This is a genomic window from Pseudobutyrivibrio sp. C4, assembly GCF_900111635.1.
In the GTDB taxonomy this organism is placed as follows: domain Bacteria; phylum Bacillota; class Clostridia; order Lachnospirales; family Lachnospiraceae; genus Pseudobutyrivibrio; species Pseudobutyrivibrio ruminis.
The window spans coordinates 92,737-112,776 of record NZ_FOHF01000007.1 but is presented as its reverse complement, the minus strand read 5'-3'; the positions used below and the strand labels follow the sequence as shown (position 1 = coordinate 112,776).

Genomic DNA, 20,040 nt, shown 5'->3' with positions numbered 1-20,040 from the left:
AAAAATATTAAAATTCTATTAAAAAGTCCACGAGCGACCTCATCCGTGGTATAGTAGACAATAGACATAATGATAGGACTTGAATAGGGGAGTACTAAACGTTAGAGAATGGATTTATTGCTTAATCCGCCTTAGGGAAGTAATTAATAAGAAAAGGAGTATAACATGAGAGAACGAAGCAAAGATTTACGTGTAAGAAGAACTCTTACCGCAATTAGAAAGTCATTTAACGAACTCGTACTAGCACGTGACTATCGCGAAATCTCAATTACCGATCTTACAGAAAGAGCAGGAATCAACAGAAAGACATTTTATCTTCACTATACATCTTTAGATGATTTGATTGATGAAATTGAAGAAGAGGTTTCTTCAGACTTATTAGAGCACATTGGAAAGTATGCATTAGATATGGATCTTAGTGGATGTATCACATACTTCTACAAATATCTTGAGTCATGCAGCAAGGTACAGAAGAAGCTTATGTGCGATGAGTCATATTCATTCTTCTACAATGCAGTTGTAGATAAGGTTTTGAACAGTGACGAATTTTCTAAGTTCTTCAACCAGACTGAGCATCCTTCAATTGTACGTTCATACACAAAGGCAATCACATCTATTTACAAGGATTGGTTGGCAAGTGGCCGCGACGTAGAATTCAAGACACTTACAGATGTTGCAAGTGTTCTTGTTGGCAAGGGATACGCTGGCGTTATTAAAAAATAAATATGCATTATTAAAGGCAGGTCGTAATGACCTGCCTTTTTGTATGCTTTATTTCTAATTAAAGGATAAGCTTCATTGCGCCGTAGATACCAGCATCGTTTCCAAGTGATGCGAGAACGATTTTTGTGCTCTTGCAGCCGTGGAATGCGATTTGATTGAATCTGTATTCTACTTCATCAACAAGATACTGGCCAGCCTTTGAAACGCCACCGCCGATAACGAAAGCTTCTGGATTTACTACACAAGAGATTACCTGAAGGCCCTGTGCCAAATATTCGCAAGCGCGTCTTGCAATTTCCTTTGCAACTACGTCGCCCTTCTTTGCCTCGTCGAAAACAGCCTTTGCATCAAGTGTCTCTACATCTCTAAGGCTGCTTGCGTCATCATTCTGAGCAAGGCGAATCTTTGCAAGACGAGCAATACCTGTTGCTGAGCAATACTGCTCAAGACATCCGTGATTGCCGCAACCGCAAGTATTTTCCTCTGTGTAATTTACTCTGATGTGACCGATTTCTCCTGCTGCACCTGCTGCACCGCTGATGATATCGTCGTTGATGATAACGCCACCGCCAACACCAGTACCAAGAGTAACCATAACTGAGCTTGAATATTCCTTTGCAGCTCCCATCCAAGCTTCACCAAGTGCTGCAACGTTTGCATCGTTACCAGCCTTAACCTTGAGACCGCCGAGGCACTCAGAGAATTCCTTCTCTACATTGAAAACGCCCCAACCAAGGTTTACACAACGGTTTACAACACCGTCATCTGATACAGGTCCAGGAATTCCGATACCTACGCCTGCTACATCGTCAGCAGCAATGCCCTTTTCATCCATCTTCTTAACAACTGTCTGTGCAAGATTCTTAAGGATGTTTACACCGCCGTTTGATGTGTCTGTAGGAACCTCCCACTTCTCAAGTAGCTCACCCTCTGCTGTGAATAAGCCGCACTTACATGTTGTTCCCCCCAGATCCAATCCAAATCCGTACTTTGCCATTTCTTTCAAAATCCTCCATATTACTTCTATTCAACCTGATCCTCCACTTCTTCAGTGGTGGTTGTTATCTCTATATCTGTGGCGCCATCTGGTATTGCGCCCTCTGGCACTTCCGTGCCGTCGAAAGTCTCAGTAATAATTTTGTATGTGTTAGGCTCCTGAGGGGCTTCCCCAGGATTTTCCTCATCAAAGACGCCGTATGGCTCCTCTTCTGATTCGCCCTCTTCATCCATCTCCACCTCATCCTGCTGCTCTTCTGTGCCGATGTATTCCACTGGCTTTTTGAACTCTGCAGGAAGCAAGCCTTCGTGAATGGTATTCATGTATTCTTCCCAGATTTTAGCTGGGTAAGATGAGCCAGTCAAGCCCGCTATTTTCTTGGGCTGATCAGAGCCAACCCAGATGCTTGTGGTGTAATATCTGGTGTAGCCAACGAACCATCCATCGCGGTTGTCGTTGGTGGTACCAGTTTTGCCTGCTGCTGGCATTTCACCAAGGTCGATGCCTCTGGCAGTACCCTCAGCCACTACCGATTGTAGCATATCTGTCATGGTTCTGGCAGCATTTTCTTCGTAAACTTGCACCTCTTCTTCCTGGGCTTCGTAAAGAACCTCTCCCTCAGAATCAGTGATTTGCAAAATGCAATCTGGCTCTCGCATGTAGCCATCATTTTGGATAGTGGCATATCCTTTTGCCATTTCCAAAGGACTTACGCCAACTGTGAGGCCTCCAAGGCATGCTGCCATGCCATAGTCGTCATCTTCTATGTGGGAAAATCCCAGGTTCTTCAGATACTGGATTCCCTTTTGTGGTGTCACTTCCGAATACAACTGCCAAGCGACTGTGTTCTTGGACTGTGCCACAGCCTGGCGCAATGTGATTTCTCCTGAGTAGGTGCCTGTTGCATTTTCCGGACCATCCGCCGTCTTTACATCCATCACCTTGCTGTCTGGGGTGTAGCCCATTTCGATGGCTGGTGTGTAAACAATAAGCGGTTTGATTGAGCTGCCTGGCTGGCGGAAGCTTTGATAGGCTCTGTTTAATGTGTAGCCTGTCACATCCTGGCTACGTCCTCCAACTATGGCTTTTGTCATGCCTGTCTCGTTGTCGATGCACACTCCTGCGGATTGCACGGTATAGATGCCATCTTCATTGACATCTGTAAAATCTTCCAGGTGAGAATCTATTGCCGCCTGTAGCTCATTTTGCATGTTCAAATCTATGGATGTATAGATTCGATATCCTGATGTAAATAATGTAGTGTTCCACTGATTGTAAGCTTCATCATATGCCCTGTTGTAGGCTTCCTCTTCCTCGTCCGAGTCAAACTCTGTCTTGAATTCGAAGCCGTTTGCCTTCATCAGCGCCCTGGTTGCACAGTAATATGCGTATGTTTCTACGTAGTTATTCTTGATACTGTCTGGTCTTGTCAGCACGATTTCTTCGTTGACTGCTGACGTGTAAGTTGCCTCGCTGATCACCTTGTCCTTCAGCATCGACGACAAAATAGTGTTCCGTCTTGTGATTGTGTTTTCCGGATTTACTACCGGGTCGTAGTAGGTTGGGCTATTTGGAATGGCAAGCAAATAGCAAACCTCCGAGAGAGTCAGCTCCGAAATATCCTTGCTGAAATAGCCCTTGGCTGCCGCCTCAATGCCATAATATCCGTTGGCGAAATAAACATTATTTAAATAGAACTCTAATATCTGTTCCTTGGAATACTTCTTTTCCAGCTCCGATGCAATATATATCTCCTCCACCTTACGCTGCCAGGTCTTTTCATTGCTGAGGAAGATTGTTCTGGCCAGCTGCTGGGTGATGGTACTTCCACCCTGGGTGATTTCCTTATCCTTTAGCATGGTGTAAAGGGCTCTGGCAATTCCCTTATAATCAATACCATTGTGCTCGAAGAACTTTTTATCCTCAATGGAAACCAATGCCTTCACTGCATTCTGTGGAATCTGGTCGTAGGTGATGTAGTACACATCCTTTTCGCCCTTCAACACAGAAATCGTGTTGCCATTTGCATCGTATACTTCACTGGTTTCTATCTGTCTGAATGTATCTTCCGTGGATTTTTTTACAAGAGAAGTAGCCTCTGATTTTAACTCAGAGACTTGAGCTGCATAACCGCTGGCATAGTAATAGGTGACGGCCGAAACCAGCAGCAGTAACAGTACTATTTGAAGTTTGATTAGTCGAAAGATTTTCTTGTTATTGGCCTTCATTCGCGGACCGCCTTGTTTTGATATAAATATATTACCATAATGTCATTTCTTTGACATTTTTACCTTTATAAATTGATTAATTATTTTGTATCTCTTGTATTAAAAACCACATACATTTATCATTAGGGTAGTTATTTTTATAGGGAGGTTTTTATCGTGGAAAAAGAAAAAGTAGGCGTTACTAAAAACGGCGAAGACATGATTGCATATACTCTTATCAATAAGAATGGTATGCAGGCAAAAATCATGAATTTTGGTTGTAATCTTTTAGAGCTTTGGGTTCCAGATAAGGAAGGAATTCTTACAGATGTTGTTTTAGGATATGACAATATTGAGGATTATTTTGAGAATTCACCTGGATTTGGATGCTGCATCTGCCCTAATGGCAACCGTATCGGCGATTCTAAATTTACTTTAAATGGTGTTGAGTACAAGCTCGATGCCAACGACGGCAAGAACAATCTTCATTCAGGCTTCCATCCAATGCACAAGCGCATCTGGAATGTAGAGTCCGTTGATGACAGCCATATCACATTCACATGCCACAAGGCTGATGGCGAGTGCGGATTCCCAGGAGAAATGGATATCACAATCACATATACTCTTGGCGATGACAACTCATTAAAGCTTGAATATTCAGGGGTTTCTGATGTTGATACAATCTTCAACCCAACTAACCACAGCTACTTCAATTTGAACGGTCACGACTCAGGTTCTGTTATGGATCACATCGTTTGGATTGATGCTGACAAATATACTCACACAGATTCAGAGTCTATTCCTCACGGAGAATGCCGTGAAGTAAAGGGAACTCCAATGGATTTCACTACTCCTAAGGCTCTCAAGCAGGATACAGAGGCTGACTACGACCAGCTCAACTGGGCAGGCGGTTTCGACCACAATTACTGCCTAAACAATCCATCTCTTACAAAGCCAAGTTGTACACTTGAAGATCCTGTTAGCGGCAGAAAGATGGAAGTTTACACAGATTTACCTGGCGTACAGCTTTACGCTGGCAACTACCTTGATGACAGCCACATCGGCAAGGGTGACTGCCCTTACGGCAAGCGCTTTGGAGTATGCTTCGAGTCTCAGTACTTCCCAAATGCAGTGAACGTACCTGAATTTGAGCAGCCAATTGCAAAGGCTGGCCAGAAGGCTCACTCAACTACAATTTATAAATTTATCTAAATAAAGAAAGCAGCTATGTGAGGAGGCTATCCATTTGGATAGTCTCTTTTTTAATCTAAACAGTTGCATACAACTAATCCTTGTTTTAAAATTACAAAAGATTAAAAAGAATAATGGAGGTATGACATGATTAAAGTTGGTATTTTAGGATACGGAAATCTTGGACGTGGTGTAGAAGCTGCTGTTACTCTTAGCGAAGACATGGAGCTTGTAGCTATCTATACTAGAAGAGATCCAAGTACAGTTACAGTAAAGTCTAACGCACCTGTTAAATCTACAGCAGATTTGGATACAGGAAAAGAAGATATAGATGTACTTGTTATTTGCGGAGGTAGTGCTACAGATTTACCAGAAATGACACCAAAGTACGCAAAGCTCTACAATGTAATTGATTCATTTGATACACATGCAAGAATTCCAGAGCATTTTGCAAATGTAGATAAGGCTTCAAAGGAAGCTGGAAAGCTTGGTCTTATCTCATGCGGATGGGATCCAGGAATGTTCTCATTGAATCGTCTTTACGCAACATCAATCCTTCCAAAGGGACAGGCTTACACATTCTGGGGCAAGGGCGTTAGCCAGGGTCACTCAGATGCAATTCGTCGTATCGAAGGTGTTGTTGATGCTAGACAGTACACAGTTCCAGTTCCAGAAGCACTTGAGAGAGTTAGAAATGGTGAGAATCCAGAGCTTACAACAAGAGAAAAACATACAAGAGAATGCTTCGTAGTTGTTGAGGAAGGTGCTGATAAGGCACGTATCGAGAAGGAAATCAAGGAAATGCCTAACTACTTCTCAGATTATGACACAACAGTAAACTTTATCTCTGAGGAAGAGTTGAAGAAGAACCACAGTGGTTTACCACATGGCGGAAGCGTTATCTACACAGGCGAGACAGGATTTGATGGCAACAAGCACGTAATCGAGTACAGCTTAAACCTCGATTCAAACCCAGAGTTTACAGGCGCAGTTCTTACAGCATATGCAAGAGCAATTTCTCGCATGAACAAGGAAGGCGCTACAGGTGCAAAGACAGTATTCGACATCGCACCAGCTTACCTTTCACCAATTCCTGCAGAAGAGCTTCGTGCCCATTTCCTATAAAAGGTAGCAATTAAAATAAGCCAATATGTACGGATTAAACCTACATATTGGCTTTTCTTTAGATTATGATAATTCTTATGCTTAGCTTAATCTTCTAGCTCCATCACCTATGTCTACTACATAGAACTCTGCGTCTAAGTCATACTTTTCTTTGTATGCCTTTCCTACTGTCTCCTTGAAGTTCTCAACAGCTTCGTCCTTTACGATGGCTACTGTGCAGCCGCCGAATCCGCCGCCTGTGATTCGGGCGCCGATTACACCTGGAACGCTCCACTCTGTCTCTACAAGGAAATCAACCTCCTCGCATGATACTTCGTAATCATCGCGAAGTGATACGTGGCTGGCATTCATAAGCTTGCCGAATGTCTCGATGTCGTTTTTGTTAAGAGCATCTACAGCCTTGATTGTACGCTGGTTCTCTGCTACGGCATGCTTTGCACGACGATAGTTTACTTCGTCCTTGATTGCAGAGCCATACTTTTCGAATTCTTCATCTGTAAGCTCGCCAAGTGTGCTGATGCCACATACTGTCTGAAGATCAGCGAGAGCCTGTGAGCTTTCGTTACGTCTGTCGTTGTATGCGCTGTCTACAAGTGAGTGCTTTACCTTTGAATTTGTGATTACAATCTTTGCTCCGTCCAATTTTACGCTGGCATATTGATAGGATAAATCTGCACAGTCAAGGAAAATGGCGTGGTCTTTTTTACCCATTGCAACCGCAAATTGGTCCATTATACCGCAATTGCATCCGTTGAAATTGTTCTCAGAGTACTGTCCGATAAGGGCTAACTCTGTCATTGTCTTGTCGATACCGAATAAATCAGTGATTACTGTGCCTGTAAGTACCTCAAGTGATGCTGATGATGAAAGGCCTGAACCGTTGGGAATATTGCCCCAAACACACATTTCAAATCCTGATTTAATTTCTGAACCCTTCTCAATCATAGCCCAAACTACGCCAAGTGGATAGTTTGCCCAGTGATATGCATCCTTATTTGTAAGGTCATCAAGTGAGCTTTCGATAACTCCTACGTGCTCGATGTTTGCTGAGTAAAGCTTGATAACTCTATCTTCACGCTTTCTTGCAACTGCATATGTACCGATTGTAAGGGCACATGGGAATACGTGGCCACCGTTGTAATCAGTGTGCTCTCCTATAAGATTTACACGGCCTGGTGCAAAATATGTGCGAATATCGCCACCCTGGCCGAACTTTTCCTCAAAAATTACTTTTAACTCCTGCTCGTTCATCACATTTCTCCTTTAATTTTAACGATAAATGTCTCTCTTATTGTATTTCTCCATTGCTGTAAGCAACTTGTCTGTAGGATTGAATATTACTTTGAAATCGTTGCCTTTTGCCTCGCTATGAGCTACTAAGATGTAATCTTTTACGTCTTCATCGTGTGCTGAACAATCATATGTCTTAAGCTGAACATGATCAAACTTAAGTGATTCGTTTGTTCCAACTGCTGCAACCATCTTTATCTCACTAGACTCGATTGTCACAACCTTCTTTCTCTTTTCGTTATTAATGATTTTCGCAATCTCAAGGCTACCATTTGTGTAGTCATATTCATATTCGATGTTTTTGTTCGAATATAAGATTATCGTAAATATACCCATAATAATGAGCAAAATCGCCATTATAAGTGTTAAAATCCCTCTTGAATAGCCAACCGTTCCAACTAATAAAACAAATGTTGCTACAGCAGCACCTGTTTTTTTTGTTTTATCCTGGGCTGTTTCTATAACCTTTACTGCCTCTTCTACGAATGTGTCGTTTGATTCAAACATTATCCTACCTCCTAAATAAAAAGATCCGGCCACGTGTGTAGCCGAATCTAATTATACCTTATATACCCCTGAAACTAAAGCAAATCTCCATGTCTTTGCTATTATCTAGCATGAATTCTGGATGTGTTTTTGCACCCCAGGTATCGTCTCCAGCAACACCCATCTGCTTGCCAATTCGCACGTGTGTGAAATGAACTGGTGGAAGCTCTGTTGGATGCATTGCTTCGTCGATTTCGTGTACTGTGTAAGGAAGGGCCGAGAATCCATTGTTCTTTGTAAGGAAGAGGACTCCGTCTCCTCGATTGTCGGTAAGCTTTGCGTACCTTGTATCCTGGTGATTTCCGCATTCCTGTGGCACTAAGTATTTAGCCATGTTATCAGCTACCTTATTTCTAAATACTCCTAGCTTGCCATGGTCACGGTCGTTGTATGTTTCCTCTGGACCTTTGCCGTACCATTCCAGGTTTTCAAGCTGGCTATCAAGTGCAAATGTCATGGAAAGCTCTGGAAGCTCGCCTATTTCCGCTGATGCAGGAAGTCTTAAACTACACTCAACAAGTCCGTCTGCATATACCACATACTCTACCTGACATGTTCCTGCAGGCTTTGTAGCCAAGTGATAGGTGTAAGTTACCTTTACTCGTTCATCTGTGGCATCTACCTGCGGGAACTCGTTGATTCCCTGATCCATAACAGATGTTGAAATGTATTTGCTTGCTAATTTCCACTGAGCTGCTCTGAATGGCAATTGGTTTGCCAAATCGTTTTCTGTCATTGGGCGCCAGAAGTTTGGCATTACGATTCGCTTTAACAGCTCTTTTCCGTGATATTTGTATGAGCTAAGGCCCTTCTGTCCTACGAATAGCACCTCGAAATCATCGCCTTTTACACCCAGGTTGTGGAAGCCCTGAGTAACCTTAAGCTGCTGCTTTGGTCCTCTTTCGAAGGTGAATCGACCAACTGTAGTCTGACCGTAAGCTACTTCATGGCCTGCCTTTGCCCACATTGTATCTTCTGCAAGAACAAATGAAAGGGTTACTACATACTCATCATCCCTTGGTAAATCAAGCTCTAGCGCATATTCCGTAGTCTCAAGCGGAGGACAATCAATCACTAGCTCCTCTTCTGCTATCAAATCCCCAAGCTTTTCTACTGTAAGAATGGCTGTGTATTCGTTTGTATTTGTAAACAGATTTCTGTTTTCAATGATGGCCTTGCCCTCATCAAAGGTTATCTTGATGTTTGAATAATCGAATTTAACCTCCTGCATCTTTGGGCTAGGCTCTCTGTCCTTGCTGTAGCAGATGCCATCTCCTGAGAAGCTGCCGTCGTTTGGTCTATCGTCGAAATCTCCGCCGTAGCCTTCGAATTCAACGCCATTTACATCCTTTTTGGTGATAGCCTGGTCGATGTAATCCCAGATAAATCCGCCCTGGAACAATGGCTCCTCATAGGCGTACTCTGTGTACTTGCTCATGGCGCCACAGCTATTTCCCATGGCATGCATGTACTCACAGTTGATGTAAGGCTTCTCTCTATGCTCTGAAAGCCACTTCTTAATATCTTTTACATAGACATACATTGTAGATTCAACATCTGATAAATCTACTCTTCTATCGTTGAAAACACCCTCGTAATGTACAAGACGTGTGCTGTCCCATTCATGGAACTTGTCCTGCATCTTTCTAAGGTTTGTTCCGCCGTAGCTTTCATTTCCAAGTGACCAAATAAGGACACATGGATGATTCTTGTCACGCTCAAACATGTTGTGGGCGCGGTCGATAACGTTGTCTGTGTATTCTGGTCTATCTCCTGGAACAGCGTAGCTATCATCCCTCATTTTCAGGATTTGGATAGGTGTCTGCCATGTTCCGTGAGTCTCTAAGTTTGTTTCATCTATTACGTACAATCCAAAGATATCGCACAATCTGTAGAAGAATGTCTGGTTTGGATAATGGCTTGTACGGATTGCATTTATATTGTTTTGCTTAATTGTAATGATGTCCTTGAGGATGTCCTCCTCTGAAAGGGCACGTCCTGTTGATGAAGAAAATTCGTGGCGGTTAACACCCTTGAATACGATGCGCTTACCATTGATATGCATCATATGGTCCTTCATCTCGAATCTTCTAAAGCCTACCTTTTCCTTTACTACCTCTGAAAGTCTGCCTGTTGGGCCGAATACATTGAGCTGTAAATCGAAAAGATAAGGATGTTCTGCACTCCACAGCTTTGGCCCCCTCACATGAATTTCCATGTGATTCTTGCCATTTTCTACTGCCATTTTGTTCAGCACATCTGCATCATCATCAGAAAGAGTCATCTGAACAAGTCCCTCTCCCACAACATCCATATCAATTACAAGAGTAGCATCCTTATAATCGTCATCTAGAAGGGTTTGGATACGGATGTTGCGAATGTGTGTCTCCGGAACTGTATACAGATAAACCTCTCTGAAAATGCCTGAAAATCTGAAGAAATCCTGGTCCTCACACCAGCTTCCAGCTGTCCATTTGAACACCTGAACTGCCAGCTTGTTCTCGCCCTCTCTGATGAAAGGTGTTAAATCGAACTCGCTTGGAGTAAAGGAATCTTCGCTATAACCAACATACTGGCCGTTAAGCCAGAGTGCAAATCCACTTTCTACACCCTGAAATGAGATGTAGATTGGACCATTTTTCATGAATTCTGGAACTGTAAAATACTTGACGTAATTACCAACTGGATTCTCCTCTGTTGGTATTTCGCCAGGCTCTACGGCCTCGTGACCATCCCATGGATACTGAGTGTTCACGTACATGATTTTATCGTATCCTTCTAATTGTATATGGGCTGGGACTTTAATATCGTCCCATCCCTTACAATCTCTTCCATCCTCATAGAAGTTCTTGTCGCAACACTCATAATTCTTGGCAAATTCAAATTTCCAAGTGCCATTTAAAGAGTACTTGAAATTAGATTTTTCACCGTATGCATATGCTTCGCTGTCGTAATACTCGTGGTCTGAGTGAGCATCTAATCTATTTTGTTGAAAAACTCTTGGGTCTTTTACAATTTCATAATTGAATTCATTCATTTTATTTTACCGATCCTGTAATTCCTTCTGCAAACTGCTTCTGAAGTACGAAGAATACAAACATTGTTGGTACTGAGCAGAACAATACGCCAAGCATTGTCATACCGTAATCTACGGTGTAACCACTTGAAATGTTTGCGATGAACATTGGCATTGTCTGAGCACGGTTGTCGCTCATTACTACCTTTGGCCACATATATGCGTTCCATGCGTTCATAAATGTGATAACAGCAGCTGCTGCATAGATTGATTTCTGAATTGGAACATACATCTTGAAGAAAATCTTCCATTCAGGAAGTCCATCGATTCTGGCTGCTTCCATGATGTCAGGTGGGAAATTACGAGAATTCTGTCTGAACATCATAATCATAAATGGTGTTGAGATTCCTGGAAGTATGAAAGCCCATACAGTATTAAGTAATTTTGCTTTTGAAATAAGTCCGTACAAAGGAACCATTGTTGCTACTGCAGGAACCATCATAGCAAGAAGAAGGATTCCGAAAAGTCTATCCTTGCCCTTGTCGTGATAAAGCTCAAAGCCATAGCCTGCGATTGAGCAAACAAAAAGTGTAAATACTGTCTGCACAATTGAGTAGAAGAATGAGTTTCCCATACTGCTCCAAAGTGTGCCCTGTACAGCTGTTTGTAAATGCTCAAAGTTTACAGCAAGCTGATTTCCAAATGCAATTGAACCTCTAGCTACTGCAAGTGATTCATTTGTTGCTGCTGCAATCATCCAATACAATGGGAAAACTGATATTAGCGAGCAGATTATCAAAAAGATGTAAGTAGGTATAAGCCTACGCTGTATCATTGATTTATTTCTCTTTTTAGTCACGTGAATCACCTACTTTCAAACTAATAAACGCTAGAATACCAACCAAAATGAATACGATAAATGACATTGCAGATGTGTATCCTAACTGACCAACACCTTGACCAAATGCCTGATTGTAAATGTAGTGTGACATTGTGATTGTTGAGTTTGCAGGTCCACCACTTGTCAAGTTCATTGACTCGTCGAAGAGCTGTAATGTACCGTTGATTGACATGATTGCTGTCATAACGATTGTTGGCTTAAGAAGTGGTACTGTAATGTACCAGAATGTCTTCCAACCACTTGCACCATCGATTTTTGCAGCTTCATATACTGAGTATTCAATGTTCTGAAGTCCTGCAAGGTAGAATACCATGTTGTATCCTGTCCATCTCCAAATCAAAGCAATGATAATTACGGCCTTTGCTGTTGCTGGAGTTCCAAGCCAGTTGATGTTCTCGCTGATGATACCAATCTTCATAAGAACTGAATTGATAAGACCCTGTGTTGCAAACATTGACTTGAAAATCAAAGAGTATGAAACCAGTGATGTAGCACATGGTAAAAAGATACATGTTCTGAAAAGTCCCTTGAACTTTAAGTCCTTGTTGTTAAGGAGCTGTGCCAAAAGGATGGCAAGTACCAACATAATAGGGACCTGTATTATTAAATAAAAGAATGTATTTTTCATGGATGTCATGAAAATACTATCCTGTAGCATTCGAGTGTAATTGTAGGTAAGTGGATCAGCAAATGCGATATTGACACCCTTACCTGTTTTTAATGATGTAATAAAAGCTTTAATAATTGGATAAAAGCTCATTATGAAAATGAGTATTGTTGCTGGTGTAAGAAAAATCCAGCCCGCTGCTAATTGCTTATTAGCAAGCGTCATTCCTCTTCTTTTCTTTTCCACGGCGATTCCCTCTTCTTTTTAAAAAAGGGAAGTGGGTTTACCACTTCCCCAAAAATTATCTTTTAGTACTTTTTTATTGATTGGAATTATAATCCCATATCAAATCTGAGCTGCTGCTCTGCATTCTCAAGTGCTGTATCAACATCTACGCCATCTGTAAGTACGCTCTGAAGAGCTGTAGCAAGCTGTGTACGTGCTGAGTAGTGATAATCTGACTGCTCAACTGTTGGTACGTGCTGTGTGTACTCAACGATTGTTGCGTAGATTGGCTGATCGTTGAAGTAAGCAACACCCTGCTGGTAAACATCTGACTCTGCAGCTGCTGCACATGTTCCGATAACACCACCGTTTGTAAGTGCCTCATCATATGTTGTAGACTGTCCGTCCTCTGCTGAACGACCACCAAATGTGTAAGCTAAGAAGTCCTTAGCAAGGTCTGTCTTTGAGCAGTTAGCTGTGATGTAAAGTGAAGAACCACCGTTTGAAGCGTATCCCTCTGCACCTGTAAGTGTAGGAGCTGTTGTGATTTCCCACTTACCTGCGTTATCTGCAACCTGCTCGATTGTAGGAATGATCCAGTTACCATTGTAAACACCTGCAACCATGTCGCCCTGGATAGCCTGATCTGTGTAATCTGACCAGTCATTTGCAAGGTAAAGAACATTGTCCTGAGCAAGCTTAACAATTACGTTAAATACATCTACGAGCTGCTGGTTCTCTGTGAAGTATGGCTCACCATCCTTGAACTGTGAAGCACCTTCAGCCTGAAGCATCATGTAGAATAAGTCGTTTCCATCGCCGTCCATGCAAAGTAAGTACTTGCCTGTTGCAGCGTATACATCTTTACCAATCTCATCGAACTCATCCCAAGTAATACCTGTTACATCATCGATTGTGTAACCAGCCTGCTCAAGAAGGTCTGTTCTGTAAGCAAAGATTGCTGTTCCTGCATCTACAGGGAATCCGTAATGCTTGCCATCGATTGTAGAGTATGAAAGCTTCTCAGCTCCAAGTCCTGACCAATCGCAATCTGCATCGTCAACATCCTGCCATGCATCTGGATAATTTGTAACGTACTGCTGGATGTAGTGATCCTGGAAAAGTACGATATCTGGTAATGTGCTGTAGTCGCCAGCCTCTGCTGCAAGTGTTACAGCATTCTCAACATCTGAAGACTGTGACTGTGTGATAATTTCAAGATGGAAATCAGGATTTACTTCCTGGTAATCCTTCTCAGCTGCCTGAAGTGCTGGGATGTTGAAGTTTTCGTCCCAAGCGTAAACTGTAAGTGTGTTTTCGTCATCTGACTGAACGTCGGCTGCAGCTGCGCCGTCCTCTGTTGTAGCAGCATCGCCTGTTGCTGCTGTGTCTGAGCTTGAGCTGCCGCATGCTACCATAGAAGCTGCCATTGCACCAACAAACATGAGTGAAAGTAATCTTCTCTTCATTCTCTTCTTCTCCTTATTTGTTTAAATTGTTCGGGGGTTATTGTGCATCATGCACAACTTATTACCCAATACCTACCCCTCATATGGTCATAATACTAGTTATATATAGTTATTGTCTGACAAATTTGCTCTAAAAAAGTGCAAATTCGACTATCAAAGATTGTTAAATAATTGTTTTTCTACGAAAATATGTTAAGAACGTGAAAAAAGGATGGTGATTTAGCGTTAGCTAAATTACCATCCCTTCTTGGCACTGATTTGATAATTCTTTTTTGTTATTCCTAAATGATTCTCTTCTTTTTTCCACTGGTAAGGTGTCTTACCAGTAAGCTTTTTGAAATTACGATTGAAGGTGGATGGAGTCTGATATCCAACTCTAAATCCAACTTCTTCCATGGCATAATCCTTGTTCTGGATTATCTCGCATGCCTTGTCTATTCGAACCATATTCAAATAATCTAAAGGCTTCATGCTCATGGTCTCTTCGAATATTCGTCTAAAATGGCTTTCAGAAAGACCACATTCATCGGCCACATCTGCCATCTTTATTTCCTCTGCATAGTGTTCTGCAAAGTAATTAATACTCTTTTCGATGTAGCTATTTAAGCGCTTCTCCTCGATTGTAAGGGAAGAGCTCATATCCTCGTTGATACGAAGCAGCTCCACTATGAATGCTCTCAGATAGCCCTTTACAGATTCCTTGTAGTAAGGCTTTTGCTCACGATATTCCTCAATGATGTTTCTAACAATGGTATTCAAGGTCTTATTCTGATTCCATTGAATTACATAGCCCTGATTGTTAAGGCGCTTTATTACTTCCTCAGGAAGCATGCGCTTGAACTGCATCTCCTTTTTTATGAAGCTGTTAATATCGATGTACAGATACTCCCATTTGCAGATTCCGTTGTTGATACTTTTTGTCTCGTGTGGAATATTCTCTGGGATGATGGTGATTATACCGCCTTTGTAATTAACATTAGCCTCCTCGATTGTGAGCTGGCCATTGCCCCAGTAGCAGTAACCAATTTCCATGTAGTTGTGGAAATGAAGCAGATTTTCCTGCTCCGCTCCGTAACTGCGAACCCAACTATCGCCCAAAAGCGCCATTACATAATGGCCTTCAGGAATCTCATAATATCTGTATTCAATCTGCTTTTTCTGTTTTGCCATAATAAATCCTAGTGTCTTCGATCGTTATTTGCAGAATAAAACTCTGCCTTATCATTGTACATCAGCTTGTCGGCAGTGTTAATCATCTCTTCCATATTTTCTGCATTTTCCTGCCATGTTGCTCCTATGGCCATTGATACTTTTTTACATTTCTTACGAAGCTTTGCTACCAGCTCCTCAAAATATTCCTTTTCTACCTGAGGTACGATTGCCACAAATTCATCTCCACCAATTCGGTAGCTATATTTCTTTTTAAAGACTGATTCTATAATGGCTCCCGCTTCTTTTATGTGCTCGTCACCTGCATCATGGCCTTGCTCATCGTTGATTGCCTTAAGACCATTAATATCAGCAAAGCACACGCCAACAGGTATCTTCATACCCTCTATCATGTTGAGGGTTGCTGTAAATGCATTCCTGTTTCTTAGGTTTGTCATAGCATCATGGGAACTCATATATTGCATTTCCTGACCAAGGATGTAGTTTCTAAGCTCCTCCGATATGAAGATGGCAACTGTCTCAAATACTTCTGCCAGATTTATATCCAGGTACAATGAGAAATTGTCAGCTACAAGATAGCCGATTGTCTCACCCTTGTCCTGTATAGCCGTGATAATATAACGTGAAATTGTTCCCTGAAGCACATCCTCGTATACTTCTTTATTTTTCTTAATGATTTCTTTCGTATCTTCAACAATTACAACTCTATTCTCCAGCAGCTGCTTATCCCACATTGTGAAGAAATCGAATCGCTCAAAGTCTTTTCTGTTTGGCAAGCCTGTGCCGCTTTTTCTATCTGTCCACTCATAGATATCTCCCAGGTCACCGCCCTTAGACTCTACAATATAGACTCTGTCTGCCTTTATTTTTGTTCCAAGAGCTTTAAGTGTAGCCTTGATACCTCTTTTAAAATCGCTTGTGGAAAGAACCTTGGCGCAATCCAAGATTAGATTATTAGAATTAGATACAATTTCCTGGGTTTCCTCCTTGCGCTTTTCAGCTGTAACATCATGAATGATGAAGGCGCAAAAGCCTTTTTTATAAACTGGAACTGCCCAGAATTCGAACCATTTATTGAACTGTGTATTGAAAGTGCGGTTGATGACAGATTGGCGCATGACTGCAGCCTGATAGCTCAGTCTAATCCAATCCTCATCTCTGTTTGCAACAGTTGTATAGTATGTTGCACCCATTAATTCCGCTGTTGGTTTTCCAACTAAAGATGCGTATTTTTCGTTTACGAAAATGAACTGCATGTCATGTACAGTTCCAAAAGGATCTGTCATAATCCTGAAAACGCAGCATGCGTCAGGCAAATCCTTTAGCATATACAAAACTTCACTAGCTGAGTAATCCTTAAATTCTTCAATCTTCTCCATGTAGAAACCCCTTTTCTCCCCGATTATTTAATAATCATTGCTCGTAAAAAACCTGCTAAACCGTAGTCTCGTTTACCGCTACCCATGCCAACCTTTTCGATAACGAATTCCTTTGGCAATGTGTCGCTTGTTCTAAGTGCTGCAACTGTGGCAGCTCCTGTTGGAGTAACTAACTCTCCATTGATGTCTAGAATTTCTAATCCAATTTTGTATTTAGAAACAATATTGGTTACTGCTGGCACTGGCACTGGCAAAATGCCATGCTGACATCTGACAGTTCCCTGGCCCTCATAAAGCTTTGGGACAATCACGTCAGTGATATCCAGATTGTCCATGCAAACTGCAATGGAAATGATATCGACGATAGAATCAATTGCTCCCACCTCGTGGAAATGAACCTGCTCCACTGGTACCCCATGAGCCTTTGATTCTGCCTCTGCCAACACATTAAAAATTCTTTTAGCAATCTCTCTTGCTCTATCTGTAAGGGCTGTAGAATCAATAATTTGATTTATCTCTTTCATGCCCCTATGTTCATGATTATGTTCGTGGTCGTGGTGATGCTCCTCATGGAGATGTCCATAAAGATAATCCATATCGTGATCATGTCCATCATGCTCCTCATCAAGGATTACATCAAAATCCATGCAATCCAAGCCTGCGCGCTTCACTCTGCTGTATACGATTTTGAAGCCCTCAGCCTTTACTGTACTTAGGACCTCTGATAAATATTGCTTATCAGCCCCCAAGTCTAAAAGCGCACCTACAGTCATATCACCACTAATGCCTGAATTACATTCTAAATATAATGTACGCCCCATTGTGTCTCCTTATTTATCTTAATTATATCGTATTTACGATTTTTAGTCTCCCTCAATTGTCGCTAAAATAAGAATACCTGCGATAACAAGGAACAAGAATAGATACTGCTTTCTTGTAAGCTTTTCCTTAAGGAAGATTCTTGAAAGTGTAAGTGATACTACGCATACTGCTGAAATGATTGGCGCAGCGATTGCACCGTTTCCACTCATAGCATATACGTATGTAAACTGACCTGCTGTCTCGCAAACACCTGCAAGCACTTTATCTCTTTGCTTTGGAAGCTCAAACTTTTCTCCACGGCTCCACATAAAAATTAAAAGAATGATTGCAACGATGAAGAATGTAAGCTCGTAAGAAGTGTTAGCTACCTCTTCGATTGTTGCCTCGTTTACGTTTGCAAGTGGGCTTGTTTCCATTTCCAAATAATAGATGTCAAGGAATGTTCCAAGTGCATCAAGTGTTGCATAGCAGAATGGCATCGCAAATGCGATAATTGCCATCTTCTTTCCAAGCTTTTTCTTTCTGTCTGTATCACCGTTGTTCTCAAGGAAGCCAAGTCCAAGAATACCGATAACGATGATTACGATAGCGATGATTGAGCCTGTTGCAATTGTCTCACCAAGGATGATTACGCACATAAGTGATACGATGGCACCTGATGTGTTCTCGATTGGATCTGAGATTGATTCCTCAATGAAACGCATTCCAAAGAATGAAAATGCCATTGAAAGAATGTAGCAAAGGGATACTGGAAGATAGCGAACAAGGTTGATTGGATCGTATCCAATATCCTGAGTAAGCAATGTAAAGATTGCATGCATACCCATGATGACACCTACGGAAACGCATATCTTCAAATGAGCGAACTTCTCGTCCGGGTTAGCTCCCTTCTTATAGAATAGCTCCGCAAGACCCCAGATAAAGGTTGTTGCGAGGGTAAAAAATAACCACATAATTTTTCCTCATTTCTTTATTTAATTTACGGATTCATTATATATTTTTTATTAAGTAGCACGCAATCATTTTTGCAAAATTCACCGAGTTTTCACGGTTTATATAAAAAAATACCCCTGATTAAAAATAATCAGGGGTTTAAACACTATTTATTATTTTCATCCATTTCGATATTGATACTCAAATCAATATCGCTTTTCTCAAGCTTGCCTCTGTTGATTTTACGCTGAGCCTCGTGAAGCATTTCTTTAAGCTTCTCTAAATCCTCGTATGCATCATCCGAGCTGTAAGGCTTGCTCTCGTCTTCCCAATTGTAATCCATACTGCATCCCACCTTTACTGTGGGGTCAGTATAACAAATTAGTTTGTTTAAATGATGAAATTTGTATTACATATTCTTTTCAACTAAACCATCAACAAATGGAATAGCGATTGTGCCCTGGTTAAGAGCCTTGAAGATAAGACCGATGAAGATGATATCTTCGCAAATGCTAAGAACACGGCATACAAGGTTGAAGATATCTGAAACAAAGTTTCCGTAGATATCTGCACCAAATACATTGATGAGAGATACAACCCAATCAGCAGCGTCTGGAATAAGTCCAACTAATGCAATAAGGAAATCAAAGAATACCATTGTTGCTGCAGCCTTAACTACTGCCTTCTTTAACCATGTGTTTTCTTCTCTAAGAAGAACATATCCTACTACAAGAGCTGTTGCTACATATCCGCCAAAACCAACTGCTGCAATTGCAAATGCTCCAAATAAACCTACTGGTAAACCTAATTTTGTCTTTTCCATAACTATTAATTCTCCTCTACTTTAGTTCCACAATTTGTGCAGAATAATGCACCGTCTTCAAGTGTTGCACCACATGATGGGCACTTCTTTTCTACTGGGGCTTCTACTGCTGGAGCCTCCTCTACAGGTGTTTCAACAGGAGCTGCTTCCTCTACTGGAGCTGCCTCTGGTGCTGATACTACCTCAGCTTCTGCTGCAGGTACATCAACAGGTGCCTCCTGCTTTGGTACTGCTGTACCGCATGAGCTACAGAATGCTGAATCCTTAGGAACCTCAGCTCCGCAGTTAGGGCACTTTACAACACCCTTAATGTTTGTAATCTGCTGTCTGTAATCTTGAATCTTTCCAAGTGATTCATTGATTGCTGCAAAGTGATCCTTGAAGCAATCTTCAAAGTCTTCAAGATGCATTTCAAAATAGAGCTTACCAATCTGCTGATATGCATTGTTGATTCTTCGCTCTTCATCTGAAATATTTGAGTTTAGCTTTGCTACATCTGCAAAATCTTTTGTCTTTGCAATAGCTCCTTGACTAGCATCGGAAATCTTTTTTCCAAAATCATCAAAAAAACCCATTTTTGCCTCCTTAACAAATATTCTTCCTTTTTGTTATTATG

The 20,040-nt window shown here is 41.5% G+C and carries 18 protein-coding genes; 3 read left to right on the top strand and 15 right to left on the bottom strand.

Translation table 11 applies throughout. The features are described 5' to 3' along the window. Window positions 1-165 precede the first annotated feature (165 nt). Entirely contained in the window at window positions 166-723 is a 558-nt protein-coding gene (locus BMY66_RS11335) for a TetR/AcrR family transcriptional regulator (protein WP_090395239.1), read from the top strand. Window positions 724-781: 58 nt separating this feature from the next. Here BMY66_RS11335 and BMY66_RS11330 read toward each other — a convergent pair whose 3' ends face one another. Together BMY66_RS11330 and BMY66_RS11325 are read right to left on the bottom strand one after the other, a co-directional pair. Further along, on the bottom strand, window positions 782-1,720 hold the full coding sequence (locus BMY66_RS11330; protein WP_090395238.1) for an ROK family glucokinase: 939 nt from the start codon (window positions 1,718-1,720) through the stop codon (window positions 782-784). A gap of 26 nt (window positions 1,721-1,746) precedes the next feature. After that, entirely contained in the window at window positions 1,747-3,948 is a 2,202-nt protein-coding gene (locus BMY66_RS11325) for a transglycosylase domain-containing protein (protein ID WP_090395237.1), read from the bottom strand. A gap of 156 nt (window positions 3,949-4,104) precedes the next feature. Between BMY66_RS11325 and BMY66_RS11320 the strand changes: the two genes are divergently transcribed. Together BMY66_RS11320 and BMY66_RS11315 are read left to right on the top strand one after the other, a co-directional pair. Beyond that, window positions 4,105-5,139 (top strand): aldose epimerase family protein, encoded by a 1,035-nt coding sequence (locus BMY66_RS11320; RefSeq protein ID WP_242942712.1) that lies wholly within the window; start codon window positions 4,105-4,107, stop codon window positions 5,137-5,139. 126 nt (window positions 5,140-5,265) lie between these two features. Beyond that, window positions 5,266-6,243, top strand: a complete 978-nt coding sequence (locus BMY66_RS11315; protein ID WP_044939128.1) for a diaminopimelate dehydrogenase — start codon at window positions 5,266-5,268, stop codon at window positions 6,241-6,243. A gap of 81 nt (window positions 6,244-6,324) precedes the next feature. Here BMY66_RS11315 and BMY66_RS11310 read toward each other — a convergent pair whose 3' ends face one another. From BMY66_RS11310 to BMY66_RS11255, 13 genes are all read right to left on the bottom strand, one after another. Continuing rightward, window positions 6,325-7,494 carry a galactokinase gene (locus tag BMY66_RS11310; RefSeq protein ID WP_090395236.1) on the bottom strand — a complete coding sequence of 390 codons (1,170 nt, stop codon included), beginning with the start codon at window positions 7,492-7,494 and terminating at the stop codon, window positions 6,325-6,327. 18 nt (window positions 7,495-7,512) lie between these two features. After that, window positions 7,513-8,040, bottom strand: a complete 528-nt coding sequence (locus BMY66_RS11305; protein WP_090395235.1) for a DUF6106 family protein — start codon at window positions 8,038-8,040, stop codon at window positions 7,513-7,515. 58 nt (window positions 8,041-8,098) lie between these two features. Then, a complete protein-coding gene (locus BMY66_RS11300) occupies window positions 8,099-11,116 on the bottom strand; it encodes a beta-galactosidase, LacZ type (protein WP_090395234.1) in 3,018 nt (1,005 codons plus the stop codon). 1 nt (window position 11,117) lies between these two features. Continuing rightward, complete coding sequence (locus tag BMY66_RS11295) at window positions 11,118-11,930, bottom strand: carbohydrate ABC transporter permease (RefSeq protein WP_090395233.1); 813 nt, start codon at window positions 11,928-11,930, stop codon at window positions 11,118-11,120. A 16-nt stretch (window positions 11,931-11,946) separates the two neighbouring features. After that, complete coding sequence (locus BMY66_RS11290; RefSeq protein ID WP_033154658.1) at window positions 11,947-12,828, bottom strand: carbohydrate ABC transporter permease; 882 nt, start codon at window positions 12,826-12,828, stop codon at window positions 11,947-11,949. A gap of 107 nt (window positions 12,829-12,935) precedes the next feature. Beyond that, complete coding sequence (locus BMY66_RS11285) at window positions 12,936-14,297, bottom strand: ABC transporter substrate-binding protein (RefSeq protein WP_090395231.1); 1,362 nt, start codon at window positions 14,295-14,297, stop codon at window positions 12,936-12,938. 234 nt (window positions 14,298-14,531) lie between these two features. Then, window positions 14,532-15,467 carry an AraC family transcriptional regulator gene (locus BMY66_RS11280; RefSeq protein WP_090395230.1) on the bottom strand — a complete coding sequence of 312 codons (936 nt, stop codon included), beginning with the start codon at window positions 15,465-15,467 and terminating at the stop codon, window positions 14,532-14,534. 8 nt (window positions 15,468-15,475) lie between these two features. Beyond that, window positions 15,476-16,846: a sensor domain-containing diguanylate cyclase gene (locus tag BMY66_RS11275; RefSeq protein ID WP_090395229.1), complete on the bottom strand. Its 1,371-nt coding sequence runs from the start codon at window positions 16,844-16,846 to the stop codon at window positions 15,476-15,478. 23 nt (window positions 16,847-16,869) lie between these two features. Continuing rightward, entirely contained in the window at window positions 16,870-17,667 is a 798-nt protein-coding gene (locus BMY66_RS11270; protein WP_090395228.1) for a nickel pincer cofactor biosynthesis protein LarC, read from the bottom strand. A gap of 42 nt (window positions 17,668-17,709) precedes the next feature. Beyond that, the gene (locus BMY66_RS11265; protein WP_090395227.1) at window positions 17,710-18,621 is read right to left on the bottom strand and encodes a DMT family transporter; all 912 of its coding nucleotides are present in this window, start codon (window positions 18,619-18,621) and stop codon (window positions 17,710-17,712) included. A 146-nt stretch (window positions 18,622-18,767) separates the two neighbouring features. Then, complete coding sequence (locus tag BMY66_RS13815; protein WP_155952523.1) at window positions 18,768-18,944, bottom strand: hypothetical protein; 177 nt, start codon at window positions 18,942-18,944, stop codon at window positions 18,768-18,770. A 66-nt stretch (window positions 18,945-19,010) separates the two neighbouring features. Beyond that, the gene (locus BMY66_RS11260) at window positions 19,011-19,424 is read right to left on the bottom strand and encodes a hypothetical protein (protein WP_049960438.1); all 414 of its coding nucleotides are present in this window, start codon (window positions 19,422-19,424) and stop codon (window positions 19,011-19,013) included. A 5-nt stretch (window positions 19,425-19,429) separates the two neighbouring features. Beyond that, window positions 19,430-19,999: a zinc ribbon domain-containing protein gene (locus BMY66_RS11255; protein WP_090395226.1), complete on the bottom strand. Its 570-nt coding sequence runs from the start codon at window positions 19,997-19,999 to the stop codon at window positions 19,430-19,432. Window positions 20,000-20,040 lie beyond the last annotated feature (41 nt).